Genomic DNA, 15,969 nt, shown 5'->3' with positions numbered 1-15,969 from the left:
GTGCTCCTTATCGTTAGGGAATAATGATGGGCTCAACAAGATGCTAGCCGATGCCGCCGCCGGCAAAAACCGCTATAGTTGAATACATTGTTTTTACTGGTGAACAATCACATGAGCGAGAGTCGTCCGGAGAGTTACTGGCCCCATCTGTACTGGCTGACGGTGCTGGAAGAACAAAAAAGCTATACCCGGGCCGCGGAAAAGCTGGGGATCAGCAAGTCGGCTATCAGCCAGAAAATCAGCGAGCTGGAGCGGGTGACCGGTAAAACCCTCGTCCATCGCACCACCCGCAGCGTGAGCCTCAGCGACGACGGACTGCGGCTGGTGGCGGAGCTCAACGAGCCGTTTGGTCAGCTGCGGGATATTTTCACCGGCGCCTGCGATGAGGGCGGGCCGCTGCGGGGAACGCTGCGCCTGACCGCGCCGGTGGCCTTTTCCCGCCAGCAGCTGGTCCCGGCAATCGCGCCTTTTTTGCATCAGCATCCCCAGCTGCATCTGCAGCTTGAGGTCACCGACCGGCTGGTCTCTCTGGCCAGCGAAGGGTTCGATCTCGCCATCCGCCACTGTCGGCGCGAGGCGCTCCCCGATACCCACGTCGCCTGGCCGCTGTGTCACACCGCGACGCTTACCGTCGCGTCCGCAGACTATATTCGCCGCCATGGCCGCCCGGAGACCCCCGAAGATCTGCGCCACCACCAGTGCCTGACCTATCCCCGTGGGCCACAGCGCCCGCAGTGGACGTTCGCCTCCCGTCAGTCGCCCGATGCTCGGGTGACCATCAACGTGCAGGGGCCATTCGCCACCAATAACAGCGAGTCGCTACGTGATGCGGTGCTGGCGGGGCTTGGGGTGGCGCTGTTGCCGGATTTCAGCGCCCGGGAGGCCATTGGCCGCGGGCTGGTGCAGGAGCTGCTGCCGGCGTGGCAGCCGGTGGAGGTGTTTGCCGATCGGCTGTACGTCATCCGGCCCTATACCCCGCGCGTGTCGCGCGCGGTGGAAACCTTCAGCCGCTACCTGAAAGCGACCTTCAGCGAGCCGCGTCCAGCTCCTGCGCCAGCGTCTCGCTAAAGCGGGGCAGCAGATGGCGCTCGCCGGGAAGCAGCTGCGCGAGAGTAACGGTCTTGTCAGCGCAATAGACCCGCTCGCTGCCGAGCTGCGCTTCGAAGGCGTTCGCCGCCTGATGCGCCGCGCTCAGATCGGCGTCAATAAGGATCACCGCATGGGCCAGCACCACGTGGCCGCCGCCCGCCGCCAGCGGCCGCCAGTACTGGGCGGTACCGACAATCTTGCGCGCCTCCGCGCCTTCTCCACAGGCAAGATTATACCGGCCATCGCAAAAGGAACCGCTCACCGCCCGGGGGTGGCTGGCAACGCCGAAGCGCGCGAGGGTGCGCTGCAGCACAGCGCACAGCGAATGATAGATCGGTTCGGCGGCTTCGCCGAGCGGCTGCTGCACCGGCCAGGCGAGGCTAAGGTTGATAATGCCCGGCCCCTGGGGCACCAGACCGCCGCCGGAGCGGCGAAGCCATACCGGCCAGCCGCGCGCGGCAAAATGCGCGCTGATCGCCGGCAGATCCGTAAACTGACGATAGCTCCCCGGCACCACCAATCCCTGCGGCGCCTGCCAGAGCTGGGCGACGGCCTCGCCGGCGCTGGCTTTGGCAAACAGCGGCTGTTCGGCCTGGGTGGGATCCTCGCAAAACTGCAGCGCCAGCGAGGAGGGGGAAAAACGGCGAGGCCAGCAGTCGGCCAGAGTTAACTGAGACATGCATTCTCCTTACCGGAGGGCGCGGGTTACGCCCTCCGCTGGTGGGTCAGTCGACGGGGTGCTTTTTCATCAGCAGCGCGGTGAGCGCTGACAGCAGGCATCCTGCGGTCAGATAGAGGGCCACGCTGTGCCACGATCCGCCGGAGAAGGTGACCAGCGCCGCGGCAATAAACGGGGTAAAGCCGCCGCCGACCACGCTCGCCACCTGGTAGCCGACGCCGGCGCCGCTATAGCGATAGCTGGCGCCGAACAGCTCGGTAAACATCGGCTGCTGGACGCAGACCACCATATCATGGGCGATATTGGCCAGCATCAGGGCGAAGAACAGGATCCAGAAAACGGACTGACTCTCCAGCGCCATAAAAAACGGGAAACCGCTCAAAGTGCCGATCAGCGCCCCGGTGATATAGATCCGCCGACGGCCAAAGCGGTCTGCCAGCCAGGCGAAGCAGGGGATAGTCAGGCAGCTAAGACCGCCCACCAGCAGGCCAATGTTGAGAAACAGCTCGCGCGGCAGGCCGAGGTTTTGCGTGGAGTAGTTGAGGGCGAAGGCGGTGACGATATACATCGTCAGCAGTTCACACAGGCGCAGGGCGATAATCAGTAAAAACGCTCCCGGATGGCGAAGCAGCGCTTCCACTACCGGCAGCCGCTTTTTCATCTGCGGCGCGTTGTCCTGGCTCTGCTGCGCTTCAAACTCCTGCGATTCCGCCATGCCGTTACGGATCCACAGCGCAATAAGGACCAGCACCACGCTGAACAGGAACGGTACGCGCCAGCCCCAGCTGAGGAACTGCTGGTCGCTGGTCAGGCTGCTAATCAGCGATACCAGCCCGGTAGAGAGCAGGAGGCCGACGCCGTAGCCCACCTGCACCCCGCTGCTGTAAAAGGCTTTTTTCCCCTGTGGGGCATTCTCCACCGAGAGCAGCGCCGCGCCGCCCCATTCGCCGCCGACGGCGAATCCCTGAACCGCACGCAGGAACACCAGCAGCACCGGCGCCCACCAGCCGATCTGGTTGAACGAGGGGAGCAGGCCGATGCAGGCAGTGGCGATACCCATCATCCAGACGGTCATCATCAGCATCCGTTTCCGCCCGAGGCGATCGCCGAAGTGGCCAAAAATAATTCCGCCGAGCGGGCGAAAAAGAAACCCAACGCCGAAGGTGGCAAAGGCGGCAAGCGTTCCCATCGCCGGGCCGATTTGCGGGAAAAATTCGCGGTTGAACACCAGCGCGGCGGTAATGCCATAGAGAAGAAAATCGTACCAGTCGACCACCGCGCCGGCAAAACTACCCCAGGCCGCCCGCCGGGCCCGATGTAGTGAATCTGGCGCCTCGCCGGGCTGCACGCTTATTGTTGAATCCATACCCTGTCCTGTCAGTCACGTACTTCATTGTTATTGGAATGAGACGCTTTTACCGTTGCGTCTGCTCTGAGACTACCGCGCAGCGGCCGTGGAGGAAAGTAGTTTGCCTGCTAAGCGGGGGAGTTGGCGCAAAAAAGAATCGATGGGAAAGGCGGTCGAAATCACACCCTGGACTTAACATTCTGGCAATTTGCCATCGAGCTTATACTTTTAATTAAATCAACAGATAACAAAGATGGACACCTTTTAAGAATCGACGTAAATGGTTTACACTTAACGTGTCTCCCTCTCTGGAATGGTGAGTAAAATGCGTCTACTTCTTGCAGTTTTATTTTGTTCTGTCATGTTGCCTTCTGCTTATGCTGAAAAACTGCCTGCGCCGACAGGAAAACCTGTACTGACCATTTCCGGAAAAATCGGAAATATGAATGTCGGCGACAAGGCCGTTTTTGATCTCGCAATGCTGGAAAAACTGGGGATGAAGACGATAGAAACCACCACCCCCTGGTACACCGGCAAGGTTCGTTTTGACGGTATTCCCCTTAGTAAACTCATGGATTTAGTCGGCGCGAAAGGCACATCGGCCCGCGTGCTGGCGCTGAACGACTACACCACCATTATCCCGATTGATGATTTTTATAAATTCCCGGTCATTATGGCGTTAAAAATGAACGGTCAATATATGCGCATTCGTGATAAAGGCCCGTTATTTATTGTCTACCCTTACGACAGCAGTGCTGAATTACAGAACCAGATCTATTATTCCCGATCGGCCTGGCAAGTTTCAAAGATGATTATAGAATAAGGGTTGGATCTTGAATCGAATACTCACGGCTATTATTTTGTCGTTATTTGTTGTCACCGGATATATTACTTATCTGGTGCATGAGCGACAAAGTGAGTTGCAAAAATTTACCCGCTATACGGACTCGTGGTCAATGTCGCAGATGGTATCGGAATATATGCGGCTGGAGTCTCGTCTGGCGGGAATGGCGATTGGGGCCGAAGGGGCGGACCACGATGAGGTGCGCCTGCGTCTTGAGATCATGATGAGCCAGATCGAGCTTCTGCAGGAGGGCGATCTGGGTAAATTTATCAATAAAAGCGAGCAGCGGAAGACGGTGGTTGCGACGCTGATTCGTAATCTTCATCTGCTCGATAAACAAGTTGATACCATGACGCCGGAGCAGGTCAGACAGATCCTGCCGGTGTTAAGCGAGCTTGATGGTCCGCTGACCTCAATGGCCGCCGCCACCCTGACGCAAGATATCAATATCGTTAATATCACCCATGATAAAATCCAGCATCTCTATTATATCTACTCGGTGATCTCCATTCTGCTGATCGCCATGTGTATAACTCTCGGTCTGCTGATGCTCCGACAGAATAATAATCTGCGTCGCGCCCATGTTCGTATGAAAACGCTGGCCAACGATCTGCAGGCCTCGAAAGAGAAGCTGCAGGTGCAGAACCGCCGGCTGCAGTACGACGCCTACCATGATTCGCTGACCGGTATGCCCAACCGTCTCTCTTTCTGGCAGCGGCTGCAGGAGATCGTCAACCAGGTGCGTCCCTATAAGGGATGCGCCGTGGTGATGCTTTTCGACCTCGACAGCTTTAAGGATGTGAACGATACCCTTGGCCATGATGCTGGCGATAAGCTGCTGCAGGATCTGGCCAGTCGCCTCTCTTTTTTCCGCAAAACCTCCGAGACGCTGTATCGCCTTGGCGGTGATGAGTTTGCGATGCTCTCCTACGATCTCACTGAGGAGATGGCCCTTGAGCGGGCCAATGTTATCCGGGAGAAGATCAGCCAGCCCTATCAGATCTACGATGCGCAGATTAATATCGACGCCTGCATTGGGATCGTGATCTCGGACGGTGAAAGTCGTACCGATTATCTGTACAAGTGCGCCGACCTCGCGCTGTATGAGGCGAAAAAAGAGGGTAGCGGCCATGTGCAAATCTTCCGGCCGGGGATGCTGCAGCGCCTGCAGGAGAACAAATCGTTTGAAGACGATCTGCTGCAGGCCCTGGCCCATGACGAATTCAAAGTCTACTATCAGCCGATCGCCGATACCGTCACGCGCGAAATCTACGGCTATGAAGCGCTGGTTCGCTGGTTCCATCCGGTGCGCGGCGCCGTGCCGCCGACGGTGTTTATTCCGGTGGCAGAGAAAATCGGTCTTATTAATGCCCTTGGCGAATGGGTGCTGAAAACCGCCTGTGCCGAAGCGGCCAGCTGGGCGACGCCGCTGAAGGTCTCGGTCAACGTTTCACCAATTCAGTTGATGAATACATCGCTGACCGACACCATTATCGAGGTGCTGCATCAGACCGGCCTCGATCCGCGACGTCTTGATCTGGAGATCACCGAGTCGGACGTATTCAATGAGAACACCCGTTCGCTGGAAATTCTCAGCCAGCTGCGCGAGCAGGGCATTCAGATCTCCATCGATGACTTTGGTACCGGCTATTCTTCCCTGTCCCGTTTAAGCTACTTCCCGTTCGATAAAATTAAAATCGACCGCTCGTTTGTCATCAATATTCCGGAGCAAAAAGACGATCTGGATATCGTCCGCCTGATTATCAGCATGGGAAAGAGCCTGCATATGCGCATTGTGGCGGAAGGTGTAGAGACCGAAGAGCAGTTGGCTTCGCTGCAGGCGCTGGGATGTGACCTGGTTCAGGGATATTTAATCGGCAAACCGAGTCCGCTGCGCTAACAAATTTTTAACGTGTCTACTTTTATTCTCCCGGGCGATTTCAGGATCCTGAAATCGCCTTTTTTATTTTCTCTTAGCGCTAATCCCTGCGAGGTATAAAAAGGAGTAGGCGTAAAATTCCACAACAAAAAATATCCTTAACGTTTAAAAGGGGTATATGATATGCATCATATAGGCTATTTCTGAACGTCGCGTTTGAGACGGTAAAGTGAGGCACAATTATGCAGCGAATCATTATTCCCACCCATTACGTTCACACCCGCAGCACGCCGCTGTGGACCAAAGAGACCGCCCCGGCCTCTATCTGGCGCCGCCATCTGGATGCCGGCACCCGGCAGGGCGTCTACCCTCGTCTCTCGGTGATGCAGGGGGCGATCCGCTATCTCGGCTATGCCGATGAAACCAGCCCCGAGCCCGTTGAAACCCTGACTATTGAAGCCGGCCAGTTTGGCGTCTTTCCGCCGGAGAAGTGGCACTGTATTGAGGCCCTCTCAGAGGACACGGTTTTTAATGTCGACTTTTATGTTGATCCAAAAATTCTCATCGAGGGATAACAAGAGATGACCAGTGAAAATAAAGGTTATACCTTAGCGCTAGAGAATGGCCGACTTCACCAGAAGCAGGAAAAAATATTTCTCAAACCAATGGTGTTGTATATTCCACAGCAGGCGGTGGAGGCCGTTAATGACCTGCTGAGCAAGTTGCCGGACGACAGGGAAGAGGGGGAGTTTCTGTTGACGGTCACCAATAACAATAACGGCGTCTCGGTTGATAAAACCTTTTCCTCGCTGGCGGCGCTGCGAGACCCACTCACCGCGGCTGATGCGGTGAAGGATCTGATCAATATCGTTCGCGGCTACGAGTCCGATGAAGAGACCAACGTCTGCGGCTGGTAAGCCCGCTATCCCGCAGTCGGATGGCCGCCGTCGCCCGACGCCATCTGGCTGAGCAGCCACTCCCGCAGAGCGATAATATCCGCCCGCTGCGCTACCGCTTCGGTAGTGACCAGGTAGTAGCGGGCGCCAGGCAATGCGTTGCTGAACGGCGCGGACAATACCCCGCGCTGCAGCAGATCCCGCGCCAGCAGTTCGCTGGCGATCACCACTCCCTGACCGGCCACCGCCGCCTGCAGGGCATGCGTCTCATCGCTAAAGGTTAACCCCGCATCAATATTCAGCGTCGGCGGTCCATAGCGCCGACGCCAGTTCTCCCAGCTCGGCGAATCAGCTGGCACGCGCCGGTTGGCAACGTGAAACAGCGTCACCCGCTGCAGATCTTCAGGCCGGCTGAGGCCCAGAGTCGGGCTGGCGACCACGATAAAGCGATCCTCATACAGCAGCGTGCAGTACAGGTCCGGCTCCGACGTTTCACGATAGCGAATCGCGGCGTCTACCGTGCCCAGATGCAGATCCACTCGTTCGACGCTGGTGTGTAGCCGCAGGTCGATAGCCGGAAAGCGGGCGGTGAAATCCGCCAGCCGCGGCACCAGCCAGTGGGTGAGAAAATTGGAGGTGGTGGTGACGGTTAAGGATGGCGGCTGACGGGCATGAGCGATCTGGACGACGGCCTGTTCCAGGGCGCTAAAGGCGCGTTGGGTGGCGGCGTAAAGGATCTCGCCATCAGCTGTCAGACTGACGCCCTGCGCGCTGCGTTCGCAGACCCGGCACTCCAGCACCGACTCCAGCAGTTTAATCTGATGGCTGACCGCCGTCGCGCTGACGCCGAGCGCCTCGGCGGCCTGTTTAAAACTGCGGTGGCGGGCGACGGCATGAAAAGCGCGTAGCGCGACCAGCGGCGGCAGACGGGGCGGTCTCATGGCTGAGTTTTTCTCATCTATGGCTGAAAACTATGCGTTTGTGTAAAGCGATATTGTGGCGATAGGCTACGGGCATGTAAAGACAATGACATGAATTAAATTCATGTAGCTTCGCCTGTCAGGAGTCAACTATGCACGTTGTAAGCCGCTACACCGCCGCGGAAGCCGCGGCAACGATTGACCCCCGCGGCCGCGCTATCGCCCTTAGCGTGGTCATCGCCGCCGGGGCCTTGCTGTTAATCATGCCCCCGGTTATCGGGGTGACCGGCACGCTGAGTCTGCTGACGGCGCTGATTGTGGCCTTTGGCGTCGGGTGGGGATTTACACGCGGACAATCCTGGCTTTATCGCTCACCCCTGGCGGCGACGCGCTGGGCCTTTCTGCTGTCAGCGGCCGGCTGGCTGCTGGCGCTGGTGGCCTGGTATGGCGGGCAGGACTGGCCGGCACTGCTGCCGGGCGTGGCGTGCGGTGGGGCGGGAGCGGCTGTCGCCTGGCGCATTGCGGCGGGTAGGACGGCGCTGCCGGGGATGCGGGTCAGCGGCGCCACGGTGCTGAGCGTAGCTATCGCCATCGCGGCGACGCTGCTGACCTGGCATACTGCGGGAGGAGGACGCCATGGCGTCTGCTTTGCCTTCGCCGTGCTGCTTGACTGGGCGCTGCTCGGCGCGCTGATGGTGCGGATCCGCCAGCAGGAGAGTGCGGCCTGATACCAGACGCGGTCTGGTCCAGGATCGGCGAATCAAGCGAGACAGGGTAAGTTGTCCCGCCCGGCGTTAAATATCTTCTACACTGTTACAGGCATCACATTCCTGTGCGGTCGGCACTCCTGCCGGCCGCCGTCGGCGTTCAGCCCAGGCACGGGCCTGCAGGCTGGTTATCCTGAAAGAGGAGTCTGTAATATGGCATTTGTCACCACCCAAGACGGCGTCAACATTTACTTTAAAGACTGGGGACCAAAGGAAGCTCAGCCGATTGTCTTTCATCACGGCTGGCCGTTAAGCGCTGACGACTGGGATAACCAGATGTTATTTTTCCTTGCCGAAGGGTTCCGGGTCATCGCTATCGATCGTCGGGGTCATGGCCGCTCCGATCAGGTTAGCGAGGGGCACGATATGGACCATTACGCGGCGGACGTCTCGGCGGTGGTGGAGCATCTGGATCTGCACAATGTGGTCCACGTCGGGCACTCCACCGGCGGCGGCCAGGTCGCCCGCTACGTCGCCCGCTACGGTCAGCCGCAGGGGCGGGTGGCGAAGGCGGTGTTAATTAGCGCCGTCCCGCCGCTAATGGTGAAAACCGAGCAGAATCCGGGCGGGACGCCGATCGAGGTGTTTGACGGTTTCCGCAAAGCGCTGGCGGCGAACCGCGCCCAGTTCTATCTCGACGTCGCCTCTGGCCCGTTCTATGGCTTCAATCGTGATGGAGCAGAGATATCCCAGGGGACGATCCAGAACTGGTGGCGACAGGGGATAATCGGCAGCGCCAAAGCCCATTATGAAGGCATTAAGGCGTTTTCAGAGACCGACCAGACGGAAGACCTTAAGTCGATCACTTTGCCGGTGCTGGTGATGCAGGGAGATGACGACCAGGTGGTGCCCTATAAAAATGCGGCCATCCTGCAGGACAAGCTGCTGCCGAACAGCCAGCTGAAAATTTATCCTGGCTTCCCGCACGGGATGCATACCTCCCACGCCGATACTATCAACGCCGATCTGCTGGCGTTTATCCGCGCCTGATCTGCCCTATTTGCCGGGCAGAGTGCCGTTAATGGCATTCCGCCAGCGCCCTGGGCGCCAGTCGCCTGGGGCGCGCCGGTTGACGTGCAGAGGAAATCTGCTTAACTCATGGGGTACCTGACGACTATTTTCCCCTCGCAGGATAAAACGCCGGGTTTCTCTGCGGAAACCCGGCGGAATTCTGCGCAAGAGACAAGTGAGAGACAATGAAATTAGCCGGACTTCATCCCGACGAGCAGCGTCGCCTGCAATCGCTACGCTCTTCCGGGCTGTTGAATAGCGGAAAAGAAGAACGCTTCGATCGCCTGACCAGGCTTGCCCGTTCGCTGTATAACCTGCCGGTGGCGTCCATCAGTCTGGTGGGGGAAGATCTCCTGCATATCAAGTCCTGTGCCGGTCTCGATGTGGACACGGTGCCGAGAGATATTTCATTTTGCGCCCATACCATTCTGCAAACCGACCCGCTTATCGTCAACGACATGCAGCAGGACGAGCGCTTTCACGATAACCCGCTGGTTATTGAGGCGCCGTTTATCCGCTTTTACGCCGGGTATCCGGTGCAACTGCCGGATGGCGCGACCGTCGGGTCGTTCTGTCTGATGGATCACCAGCCGCGATCGTTTTCCGCCCATGAAATGCAGATCTTAAGCGATCTGGCGGCGATCGTGGAGGATGAGTTCAAGGTGCTGGATGCGGCAACCTCGGATGAGCTGACGGGACTGTTTAATCGCCGGGGGTTCCTCACCCTGGCAGAGTATGCCCTGCTGACGGCCCAGCGCCGCCATGAGCCGGTGAGCCTGGCGTTTGTCGACCTCGATCGCTTCAAGCACATCAATGATACCTGGGGGCATGAAGAGGGCGATCGCGCGCTGATCGCCATCGCCGACTTGATGAAAGCGGCCTTCCGCGAGTCCGATATCCTCGCGAGGCAGGGGGGGGACGAATTTATCATTCTGTTCGCCAATACCAGCCGCCACGATGCCGCGACGGCGATGGAGACGCTCAGCCACAACGTGGCGCGTTTCAACCAGCAGGCGGCCAATCCCTGGCAGCTGGCGTTCTCCTGGGGCTGCGTCGAATACGATCCCGCCAGCCATCCCAGTCTCAACGCGCTGGTGGCCACCGCTGACCGCCTGATGTACCAGGCGAAGCAGAAGCAGGGACGCGAGCGCCGTTAATCCTTCGCGGCGGTGGCCTTCAACATGTACTGCTGCGCCTGCTGCCGCTTCTGCGCATAGCTGCTGAGCAGCGCCTGCTGCGATTTCCCTTCGTTATCGTAAAACAGGCCGCCTTCGTCGGCGATAAAGCGATAATGCTGTTCCAGCTGGTTTATCACCCAGTCAATGTGTTGCAGGGTGAGTAAGGTACAGGACTGACCATGCAGGTCGTCTTCAATATCCAGCACATGTGAGCGAAAGGCCTCTACGGCAAACAGCCGGCTCAGCGCGGCAGGGTCCGCCAGCGCCGACTCCCAGCGCGCCGTCAACTGCTGAAAGTGAGCCAGCACCTGCGGGTCAGCGCGCCGGGCGCGAAGCCAGACGAGCTTCCGGCGGTAGCTTTCGACCGCCAGCCGCTTCATCTCGCGATAGTGCGCCAGCTGCTGTTCGGCGCCAGGGATCCGGGTCATCAGCCAGCTAAAAAAAAAGCGAGTCTCAAAACGTTCGACAAAGTGGAACAGCGGGTCGGCCAGACCATTGCTGTTGAATTCTCTCAGCGGGTCGAAGGGATACATATAGCCAAAATCGAACAGCCACAGCTGCTCCTGCCGGTCCACCAGCAGATTCCCGCTACAGAGATCCCACTCCATCAGCCCCTGCTCTTCGCAGGCTTCCAGAGTAGTAAATAGCTGGGCGATCAGCGGCGGGGTCAACTGGTGTATCGGCTCGCCGTCGATCCAGGGGGAGAGCAGGATGCCGAGGCGATAATCGGCATACAGCGTTGGGACGATGTGGGTGAAGCGCGGCGCGGTGACCGGGTCATCCTTCAGCTGTTGCAATGCCTGCCGACGCTGTACCTCGTTTAAAAACGACAGCTGGCCGTTGAGGTTGGCAACGCCGGCGACGGCGCGACGTTTCTTTAAATTGTACTCCTTGCCGGCGATGCGCAGACGATAAACCTCGCCGGTCAGGCCTGAGCCGTATACCTGCACCACATAGGGGGAATCGGGGCCCAGTGCGGCGAGGGTCTCCGGCGGCAGCGGGCAGTGGCTGACGTTGCCGACGATAAGAGGTTCTCCGCTGCGATCGAACGCCTGCTGTTGCTGTTGTCTGAGGTTCATGGTGCCTCCGGGTATAACGTTAGACAGAGTGGATAATCCACGCTATCTCACCCGCAAACGGTAGTGAATTCATCCTACTGGCAGGCGCTTTTTCAGGCTGAGCTGGGGTGCGTTCACGGAGGACACGCGGGGCGTAGGGAGGCGGTAGGGAAAGGCAAGCGTCTGGAACGCATACCTGACGCCGTTGTCAATGAGGTGCTTGCCAGGCTGGATGCGATGCTGAGTTAACGTCAGCGACGCAAAAAGCAAAAAGCCTGCTCGAAAGCAGGCTTCTTAAATTTGGCTCCTCTGACTGGACTCGAACCAGTGACATACGGATTAACAGTCCGCCGTTCTACCGACTGAACTACAGAGGAATCGTGTGGAGTCGTATCTTAGCGGCGAAAAAACTTTTGTCAAACATCAATTCGCCTGTTCAGGTGCAACTGCCGCTTCCATCGACAATTTGTTGTCATTTCCGACAATTATTACGGAAAATACTTTGCAGGATATCCATTTCTCAATCATCATTTGAAATGTTGTTTCAACATCTCTCACTAAGGTCTCTCTTGAACGTCACCTCCGCCGTACGCCAGGCTGTCGAACGGACATCCTGGTTTAAAAAACGTCAGCGTTATCGTGTGCTGTACTGGCGCGAAATCAGCCCTCTCGCTGTGCCCATTCTGCTGGAAAATGCCTGTGTGCTGCTGATGGGGGTGTTGAGCACCTTCCTTGTCAGCTGGCTGGGAAAAGAGGCCATGGCCGGTGTGGGGCTGGCCGATAGCTTTAACATGGTCATCATGTCCTTCTTTGCCGCCATCGACCTGGGCACCACGGTGGTGGTGGCCTTTAGCCTCGGCAAGCGCGATCGGCGGCGGGCGAGGGCGGCCGCGCGCCAGTCGCTGGCCATTATGACCCTGTTTTCCATTTTGCTGGCGGGGGTGATCCATGCCTTTGGCCAGGAGATTATTGATTTTGTCGCCGGCGATGCCACCGCCCAGGTCAAGGACCTGGCGCTGACCTATCTGGAACTGACGGCGCTGAGCTACCCGGCGGCGGCGATTGCGCTGATCGGCAGCGGGGCGCTGCGCGGCGCCGGCACCACCAAAATCCCGCTGCTGATCAACGGCGGGATGAATATCCTCAATATCTTAATCAGCAGCGTGCTCATCTACGGCATCTTCTCCTGGCCGGGGCTGGGGTTTGTCGGCGCCGGGCTTGGGCTGACCATTGCCCGCTATATTGGCGCGATAGCCACGATCTGGGTGCTGATGGTGGGCCTCAATCCGGCGCTGCGGCTGTCGCTGAAGGGTTACTTCAAACCCTTTAACTTCGCCATTATCTGGGAGGTGATGGGGATCGGCATCCCGGCCAGTATCGAATCTGTCCTCTTCAATGGCGGCAAGCTGCTGACCCAGATGTTTGTCGCCGGGATGGGCACCAACGTTATCGCCGGCAACTTTATCGCCTTTTCGGTGGCCTCGCTAATTAACCTGCCGGGCAACGCCCTCGGCTCCGCCTCGACGATCATTACCGGCAAGCGGCTGGGAAAAGGGCAGATTGGTCAGGCTGAATTCCAGGCCTGGCACGTATTTTGGCTGTCGACGATTATTCTGACGCTGATCGCCTGGGGCAGCGCCCCCTTCGCCGGCTTTATCGCCTCGTTCTACACCCATGAAGAAGATGTAAAAGAAGTGGTTAAACAGCTGCTGTGGCTCAACGCCCTGTTTATGCCGATCTGGTCGCTGTCGTGGACTTTACCCTGCGCTTTTAAAGGCGCCCGTGACGTACGCTACACCATGTGGGTGTCGATGCTCGGCATGTGGGGCTGCCGGGTGGTGGCGGGCTATACCCTGGGCATCGTGCTGGGGATGGGGGTGATTGGCGTCTGGTTAGGGATGGTGCTCGACTGGGCGGTGCGCGGCGTGCTGTTTTATTTCCGCATGGTGAGCGGCCGCTGGCTGTGGAAATACCCGCGCGTGAAGGCTTCGTCGGAGGAAAGCTGAGCCGTATGCGAGGCTAAACGCCATTTTTTGCGCAAAGTGAAGAATAATTCGGCAAACGATTCATTTTATTGAAAACAGGCTTTGACAGCGCCGGGCGTCATCGATAATATGCGCCCCGTTCACACGATTCCTCTGTAGTTCAGTCGGTAGAACGGCGGACTGTTAATCCGTATGTCACTGGTTCGAGTCCAGTCAGAGGAGCCAAATTTAAGAAGCCTGCTTTCGAGCAGGCTTTTTGCTTTTCTGTCTACCACCTTTCTTCCGTGGACAAACACCGCCGGGTCGTTTGTTTCGCTTATCCGGACGCTGACGCTCCCCAGCGGGTAACGTCAGCGTTTATCTCACGATTCCCACGTCATCGACGATTAACGGAACGGCGGCTCGTTGAAGGTGCGCAGCTTACGCGAGTGCATGTGATCTCCCTCGGCGCGCAGCAGGTCAATCGCCCGGATGCCTATCTGCAGATGCTCGGAGATAGCGCCCTCGTAAAAGCGGTTAGCCTGGCCGGGGAGCTTGATTTCACCGTGCAGCGGCTTGTCCGAGACGCAGAGCAGCGTGCCGTAGGGGACGCGGAAGCGATAGCCCTGGGCGGCGATGGTCGCGCTCTCCATATCGATAGCTACCGCCCGGCTGAGATTAAAGCGCAGCGCCGAAGCGGAATAGCGCAACTCCCAGTTACGGTCGTCGGTGGTGACCACCGTCCCGGTACGCAGCCGCTGCTTAACCTCTTCGCCGGGCATCCCGCTCACCTGCTTGGTGGCGTCGTAGAGGGCGCGCTGCACTTCGGCAATGCTGGGGATCGGAATATCTGGCGGCAGCACCGCATCCAGTACATGATCGTCACGCAGATAGGCGTGGGCCAGCACATAGTCGCCGATGGCCTGGCTTTCGCGCAGGCCGCCGCAGTGGCCGATCATTAACCAGACGTCCGGCCGCAGTACCGCGAGATGATCGCAGATGGTTTTGGCATTGGCCGGGCCGACGCCAATGTTAATCAGGGTGATCCCTTTGCCGTCGTGGGTGATCAGATGCCAGGCCGGCATCTGGTGCTTCTTCCACGCCAGATCGGAAATGGCCTGTTCCGGCGCTTCGGTCTCGGCGGTGATCCAGATCCCGCCGGCGCAGGAGAGAGCGATATAGGGGCTGTCGGGATCGAGGATCTGGCTGCAGCCCCAGCTGACGAACTCATCCACGTAGCGGGTATAGTTGGTGAACAGCACGTAGGGCTGGAAGTGTTCCGCCGGCGTGCCGGTGTAGTGACGCAGACGCGCCAGCGAAAAATCGACGCGGCGGGCGTCAAAGTGCGACAGCGGATAGAACTCGGTGGGATGGAACAGGCCATCCGCGGTCTCATCGCCAATTTGTGACAGCTCGGTGGTAGGGAAATAGCGCGTCAGACCGGCGCTCATCGAGCGGTCGAGTGTCAGGGTGGAACCATCTATCACGTAAGGATAGGGGATCTCATGCTGCGACAGCTCGACGCTGATATGTGCGCCATAGTCCTGATACAGCAGGGTCAGCTGTTCCAGCAAATAGTTGCGGAACAGTTTCGGATTCGTAATGGTGGTGGTATAGCAACCGGCATGGGTGAAACGTCCCCAGGCGCGCGTTTTGAGGGCTTTATGATCGGCGCCGTCCCAGGAGACCGACAGCTGCGGATAGACAAAAAGGCCTTCCGCGCGGGCTTCGGTATCGGGGAGCGTATTATGGTCGATATAGTCGCCGATGGCTTTGCGTAACGCCGTGACCGAGGCTTCATAGCGCGCTTCCAGCTCGGCAAGCGCTTGTTCCGGGGTCAGACTGGCGGCCTTGATATTCATGATTCGCTCCTTGTTTCAGGTCTGCTGACATTCCCGATAGTATGTCACAGCGGGAAAATGGCGAAGGAGAATTTATCTGTCAAATGCGACGATACTCAGACCATAACCAGTAAAGGAAGCGGGTTTGTGTTATTTGCCGGCGTTTGTCCAACGCTCGCTGCTATAATGAGTGGCGTTGCGGATCTTCAAAGTTTGCGTCGGATTATTATTCAGACAATAGCGCGCATCGGCCAGCGGAGTGAGTTTATCCCCTTCCCGCAGGCGGAGGCGACAGGCTTCAATCTCTGCGATCATCTCCAGCGCACCGCTCTGAAGCACGACGCGGCAGAGGCTGGCCGAAGCGTTGTCCTGTACTTTTTTTACCCACCACTCCATCTGTTTTTTATCCTCTCATAGCGACATGTGCGTCGATAATTCATGTTTCTTAAAAATCTGACAATAAGATTATCCCCTTGGTTTATGCAGTGTTTAAAA

The 15,969-nt window shown here is 58.1% G+C and carries 17 protein-coding genes and 2 tRNA genes; 11 read left to right on the top strand and 8 right to left on the bottom strand.

Features of this window, described 5'->3' with window-relative positions; translation table 11 throughout:
- The first annotated feature begins 111 nt into the window (after window positions 1-111).
- A complete protein-coding gene (locus KPHS_35190) occupies window positions 112-1,068 on the top strand; it encodes a putative LysR-family transcriptional regulator (RefSeq protein ID YP_005227819.1) in 957 nt (318 codons plus the stop codon).
- Here KPHS_35190 and KPHS_35180 read toward each other — a convergent pair.
- Together KPHS_35180 and KPHS_35170 are read right to left on the bottom strand one after the other, a co-directional pair.
- A complete protein-coding gene (locus KPHS_35180) occupies window positions 1,028-1,768 on the bottom strand; it encodes a hypothetical protein (RefSeq protein YP_005227818.1) in 741 nt (246 codons plus the stop codon). The two genes, KPHS_35190 and KPHS_35180, sit on opposite strands and share 41 nt — an antisense overlap.
- A 46-nt stretch (window positions 1,769-1,814) precedes the next feature.
- A complete protein-coding gene (locus tag KPHS_35170) occupies window positions 1,815-3,134 on the bottom strand; it encodes a shikimate transporter (RefSeq protein YP_005227817.1) in 1,320 nt (439 codons plus the stop codon).
- Window positions 3,135-3,477: 343 nt separating this feature from the next.
- On the opposite strand from KPHS_35170, the gene KPHS_35160 reads away from it, so the two are divergent.
- Both KPHS_35160 and KPHS_35150 read left to right on the top strand, forming a co-directional pair.
- Window positions 3,478-3,939 (top strand): molybdopterin-dependent oxidoreductase, encoded by a 462-nt coding sequence (locus KPHS_35160; RefSeq protein YP_005227816.1) that lies wholly within the window; start codon window positions 3,478-3,480, stop codon window positions 3,937-3,939.
- A gap of 10 nt (window positions 3,940-3,949) precedes the next feature.
- Window positions 3,950-5,860, top strand: a complete 1,911-nt coding sequence (locus tag KPHS_35150) for an EAL domain-containing protein (RefSeq protein YP_005227815.1) — start codon at window positions 3,950-3,952, stop codon at window positions 5,858-5,860.
- On the opposite strand, the gene KPHS_35140 is transcribed toward KPHS_35150, so the two are convergent.
- A complete protein-coding gene (locus tag KPHS_35140) occupies window positions 5,857-5,985 on the bottom strand; it encodes a hypothetical protein (protein ID YP_005227814.1) in 129 nt (42 codons plus the stop codon). The two genes, KPHS_35150 and KPHS_35140, sit on opposite strands and share 4 nt — an antisense overlap.
- Window positions 5,986-6,081: 96 nt before the next feature.
- Here KPHS_35140 and KPHS_35130 point away from each other — a divergent pair, with 96 nt between their 5' ends.
- Together KPHS_35130 and KPHS_35120 are read left to right on the top strand one after the other, a co-directional pair.
- The gene (locus KPHS_35130) at window positions 6,082-6,414 is read left to right on the top strand and encodes a putative tellurite resistance protein (protein YP_005227813.1); all 333 of its coding nucleotides are present in this window, start codon (window positions 6,082-6,084) and stop codon (window positions 6,412-6,414) included.
- Window positions 6,415-6,420: 6 nt separating this feature from the next.
- Window positions 6,421-6,756, top strand: a complete 336-nt coding sequence (locus KPHS_35120; RefSeq protein ID YP_005227812.1) for a DUF1869 domain-containing protein — start codon at window positions 6,421-6,423, stop codon at window positions 6,754-6,756.
- A 5-nt stretch (window positions 6,757-6,761) separates the two neighbouring features.
- Here the strand turns inward: KPHS_35120 and KPHS_35110 are convergent, their stop codons facing one another.
- Window positions 6,762-7,676, bottom strand: a complete 915-nt coding sequence (locus KPHS_35110) for a LysR family transcriptional regulator (RefSeq protein YP_005227811.1) — start codon at window positions 7,674-7,676, stop codon at window positions 6,762-6,764.
- Window positions 7,677-7,807: 131 nt separating this feature from the next.
- On the opposite strand from KPHS_35110, the gene KPHS_35100 reads away from it, so the two are divergent.
- The 3 genes from KPHS_35100 to KPHS_35080 all read left to right on the top strand — a co-directional run bounded on the left by KPHS_35100 (window position 7,808) and on the right by KPHS_35080 (window position 10,590).
- Window positions 7,808-8,383 (top strand): hypothetical protein, encoded by a 576-nt coding sequence (locus tag KPHS_35100; protein YP_005227810.1) that lies wholly within the window; start codon window positions 7,808-7,810, stop codon window positions 8,381-8,383.
- A gap of 192 nt (window positions 8,384-8,575) precedes the next feature.
- The gene (locus KPHS_35090; RefSeq protein ID YP_005227809.1) at window positions 8,576-9,412 is read left to right on the top strand and encodes a putative non-heme chloroperoxidase; all 837 of its coding nucleotides are present in this window, start codon (window positions 8,576-8,578) and stop codon (window positions 9,410-9,412) included.
- A 206-nt stretch (window positions 9,413-9,618) separates the two neighbouring features.
- A complete protein-coding gene (locus tag KPHS_35080; RefSeq protein ID YP_005227808.1) occupies window positions 9,619-10,590 on the top strand; it encodes a sensor domain-containing diguanylate cyclase in 972 nt (323 codons plus the stop codon).
- Here the strand turns inward: KPHS_35080 and KPHS_35070 are convergent.
- Together KPHS_35070 and KPHS_t00440 are read right to left on the bottom strand one after the other, a co-directional pair.
- Window positions 10,587-11,690 carry a hypothetical protein gene (locus tag KPHS_35070; protein ID YP_005227807.1) on the bottom strand — a complete coding sequence of 368 codons (1,104 nt, stop codon included), beginning with the start codon at window positions 11,688-11,690 and terminating at the stop codon, window positions 10,587-10,589. The genes KPHS_35080 and KPHS_35070 overlap by 4 nt on opposite strands.
- Before the next feature lie 280 nt (window positions 11,691-11,970).
- Window positions 11,971-12,046 (bottom strand) — tRNA-Asn (locus KPHS_t00440).
- A 5-nt stretch (window positions 12,047-12,051) separates the two neighbouring features.
- Between KPHS_t00440 and KPHS_35050 the strand changes: the two genes are divergently transcribed.
- From KPHS_35050 to KPHS_t00690, 3 genes are all read left to right on the top strand, one after another.
- Entirely contained in the window at window positions 12,052-12,204 is a 153-nt protein-coding gene (locus KPHS_35050) for a hypothetical protein (protein ID YP_005227806.1), read from the top strand.
- Between the two features lie 34 nt (window positions 12,205-12,238).
- On the top strand, window positions 12,239-13,675 hold the full coding sequence (locus tag KPHS_35060) for a putative MATE family transport protein (RefSeq protein YP_005227805.1): 1,437 nt from the start codon (window positions 12,239-12,241) through the stop codon (window positions 13,673-13,675).
- Between the two features lie 128 nt (window positions 13,676-13,803).
- Window positions 13,804-13,879: transfer RNA gene (locus KPHS_t00690), tRNA-Asn, on the top strand.
- 161 nt (window positions 13,880-14,040) lie between these two features.
- Here KPHS_t00690 and KPHS_35040 read toward each other — a convergent pair.
- Both KPHS_35040 and KPHS_35030 read right to left on the bottom strand, forming a co-directional pair.
- On the bottom strand, window positions 14,041-15,495 hold the full coding sequence (locus KPHS_35040) for an AMP nucleosidase (RefSeq protein ID YP_005227804.1): 1,455 nt from the start codon (window positions 15,493-15,495) through the stop codon (window positions 14,041-14,043).
- Between the two features lie 129 nt (window positions 15,496-15,624).
- Complete coding sequence (locus KPHS_35030; protein ID YP_005227803.1) at window positions 15,625-15,870, bottom strand: polymyxin resistance protein B; 246 nt, start codon at window positions 15,868-15,870, stop codon at window positions 15,625-15,627.
- Between the last annotated feature and the right edge of the window lie 99 nt (window positions 15,871-15,969).

The sequence above is a fragment of the Klebsiella pneumoniae subsp. pneumoniae HS11286 genome (assembly GCF_000240185.1).
Lineage (GTDB): Bacteria > Pseudomonadota > Gammaproteobacteria > Enterobacterales > Enterobacteriaceae > Klebsiella > Klebsiella pneumoniae.
Note: the sequence above shows the minus strand (reverse complement) of the source record. Positions and strands in the feature narration are given on the sequence as shown.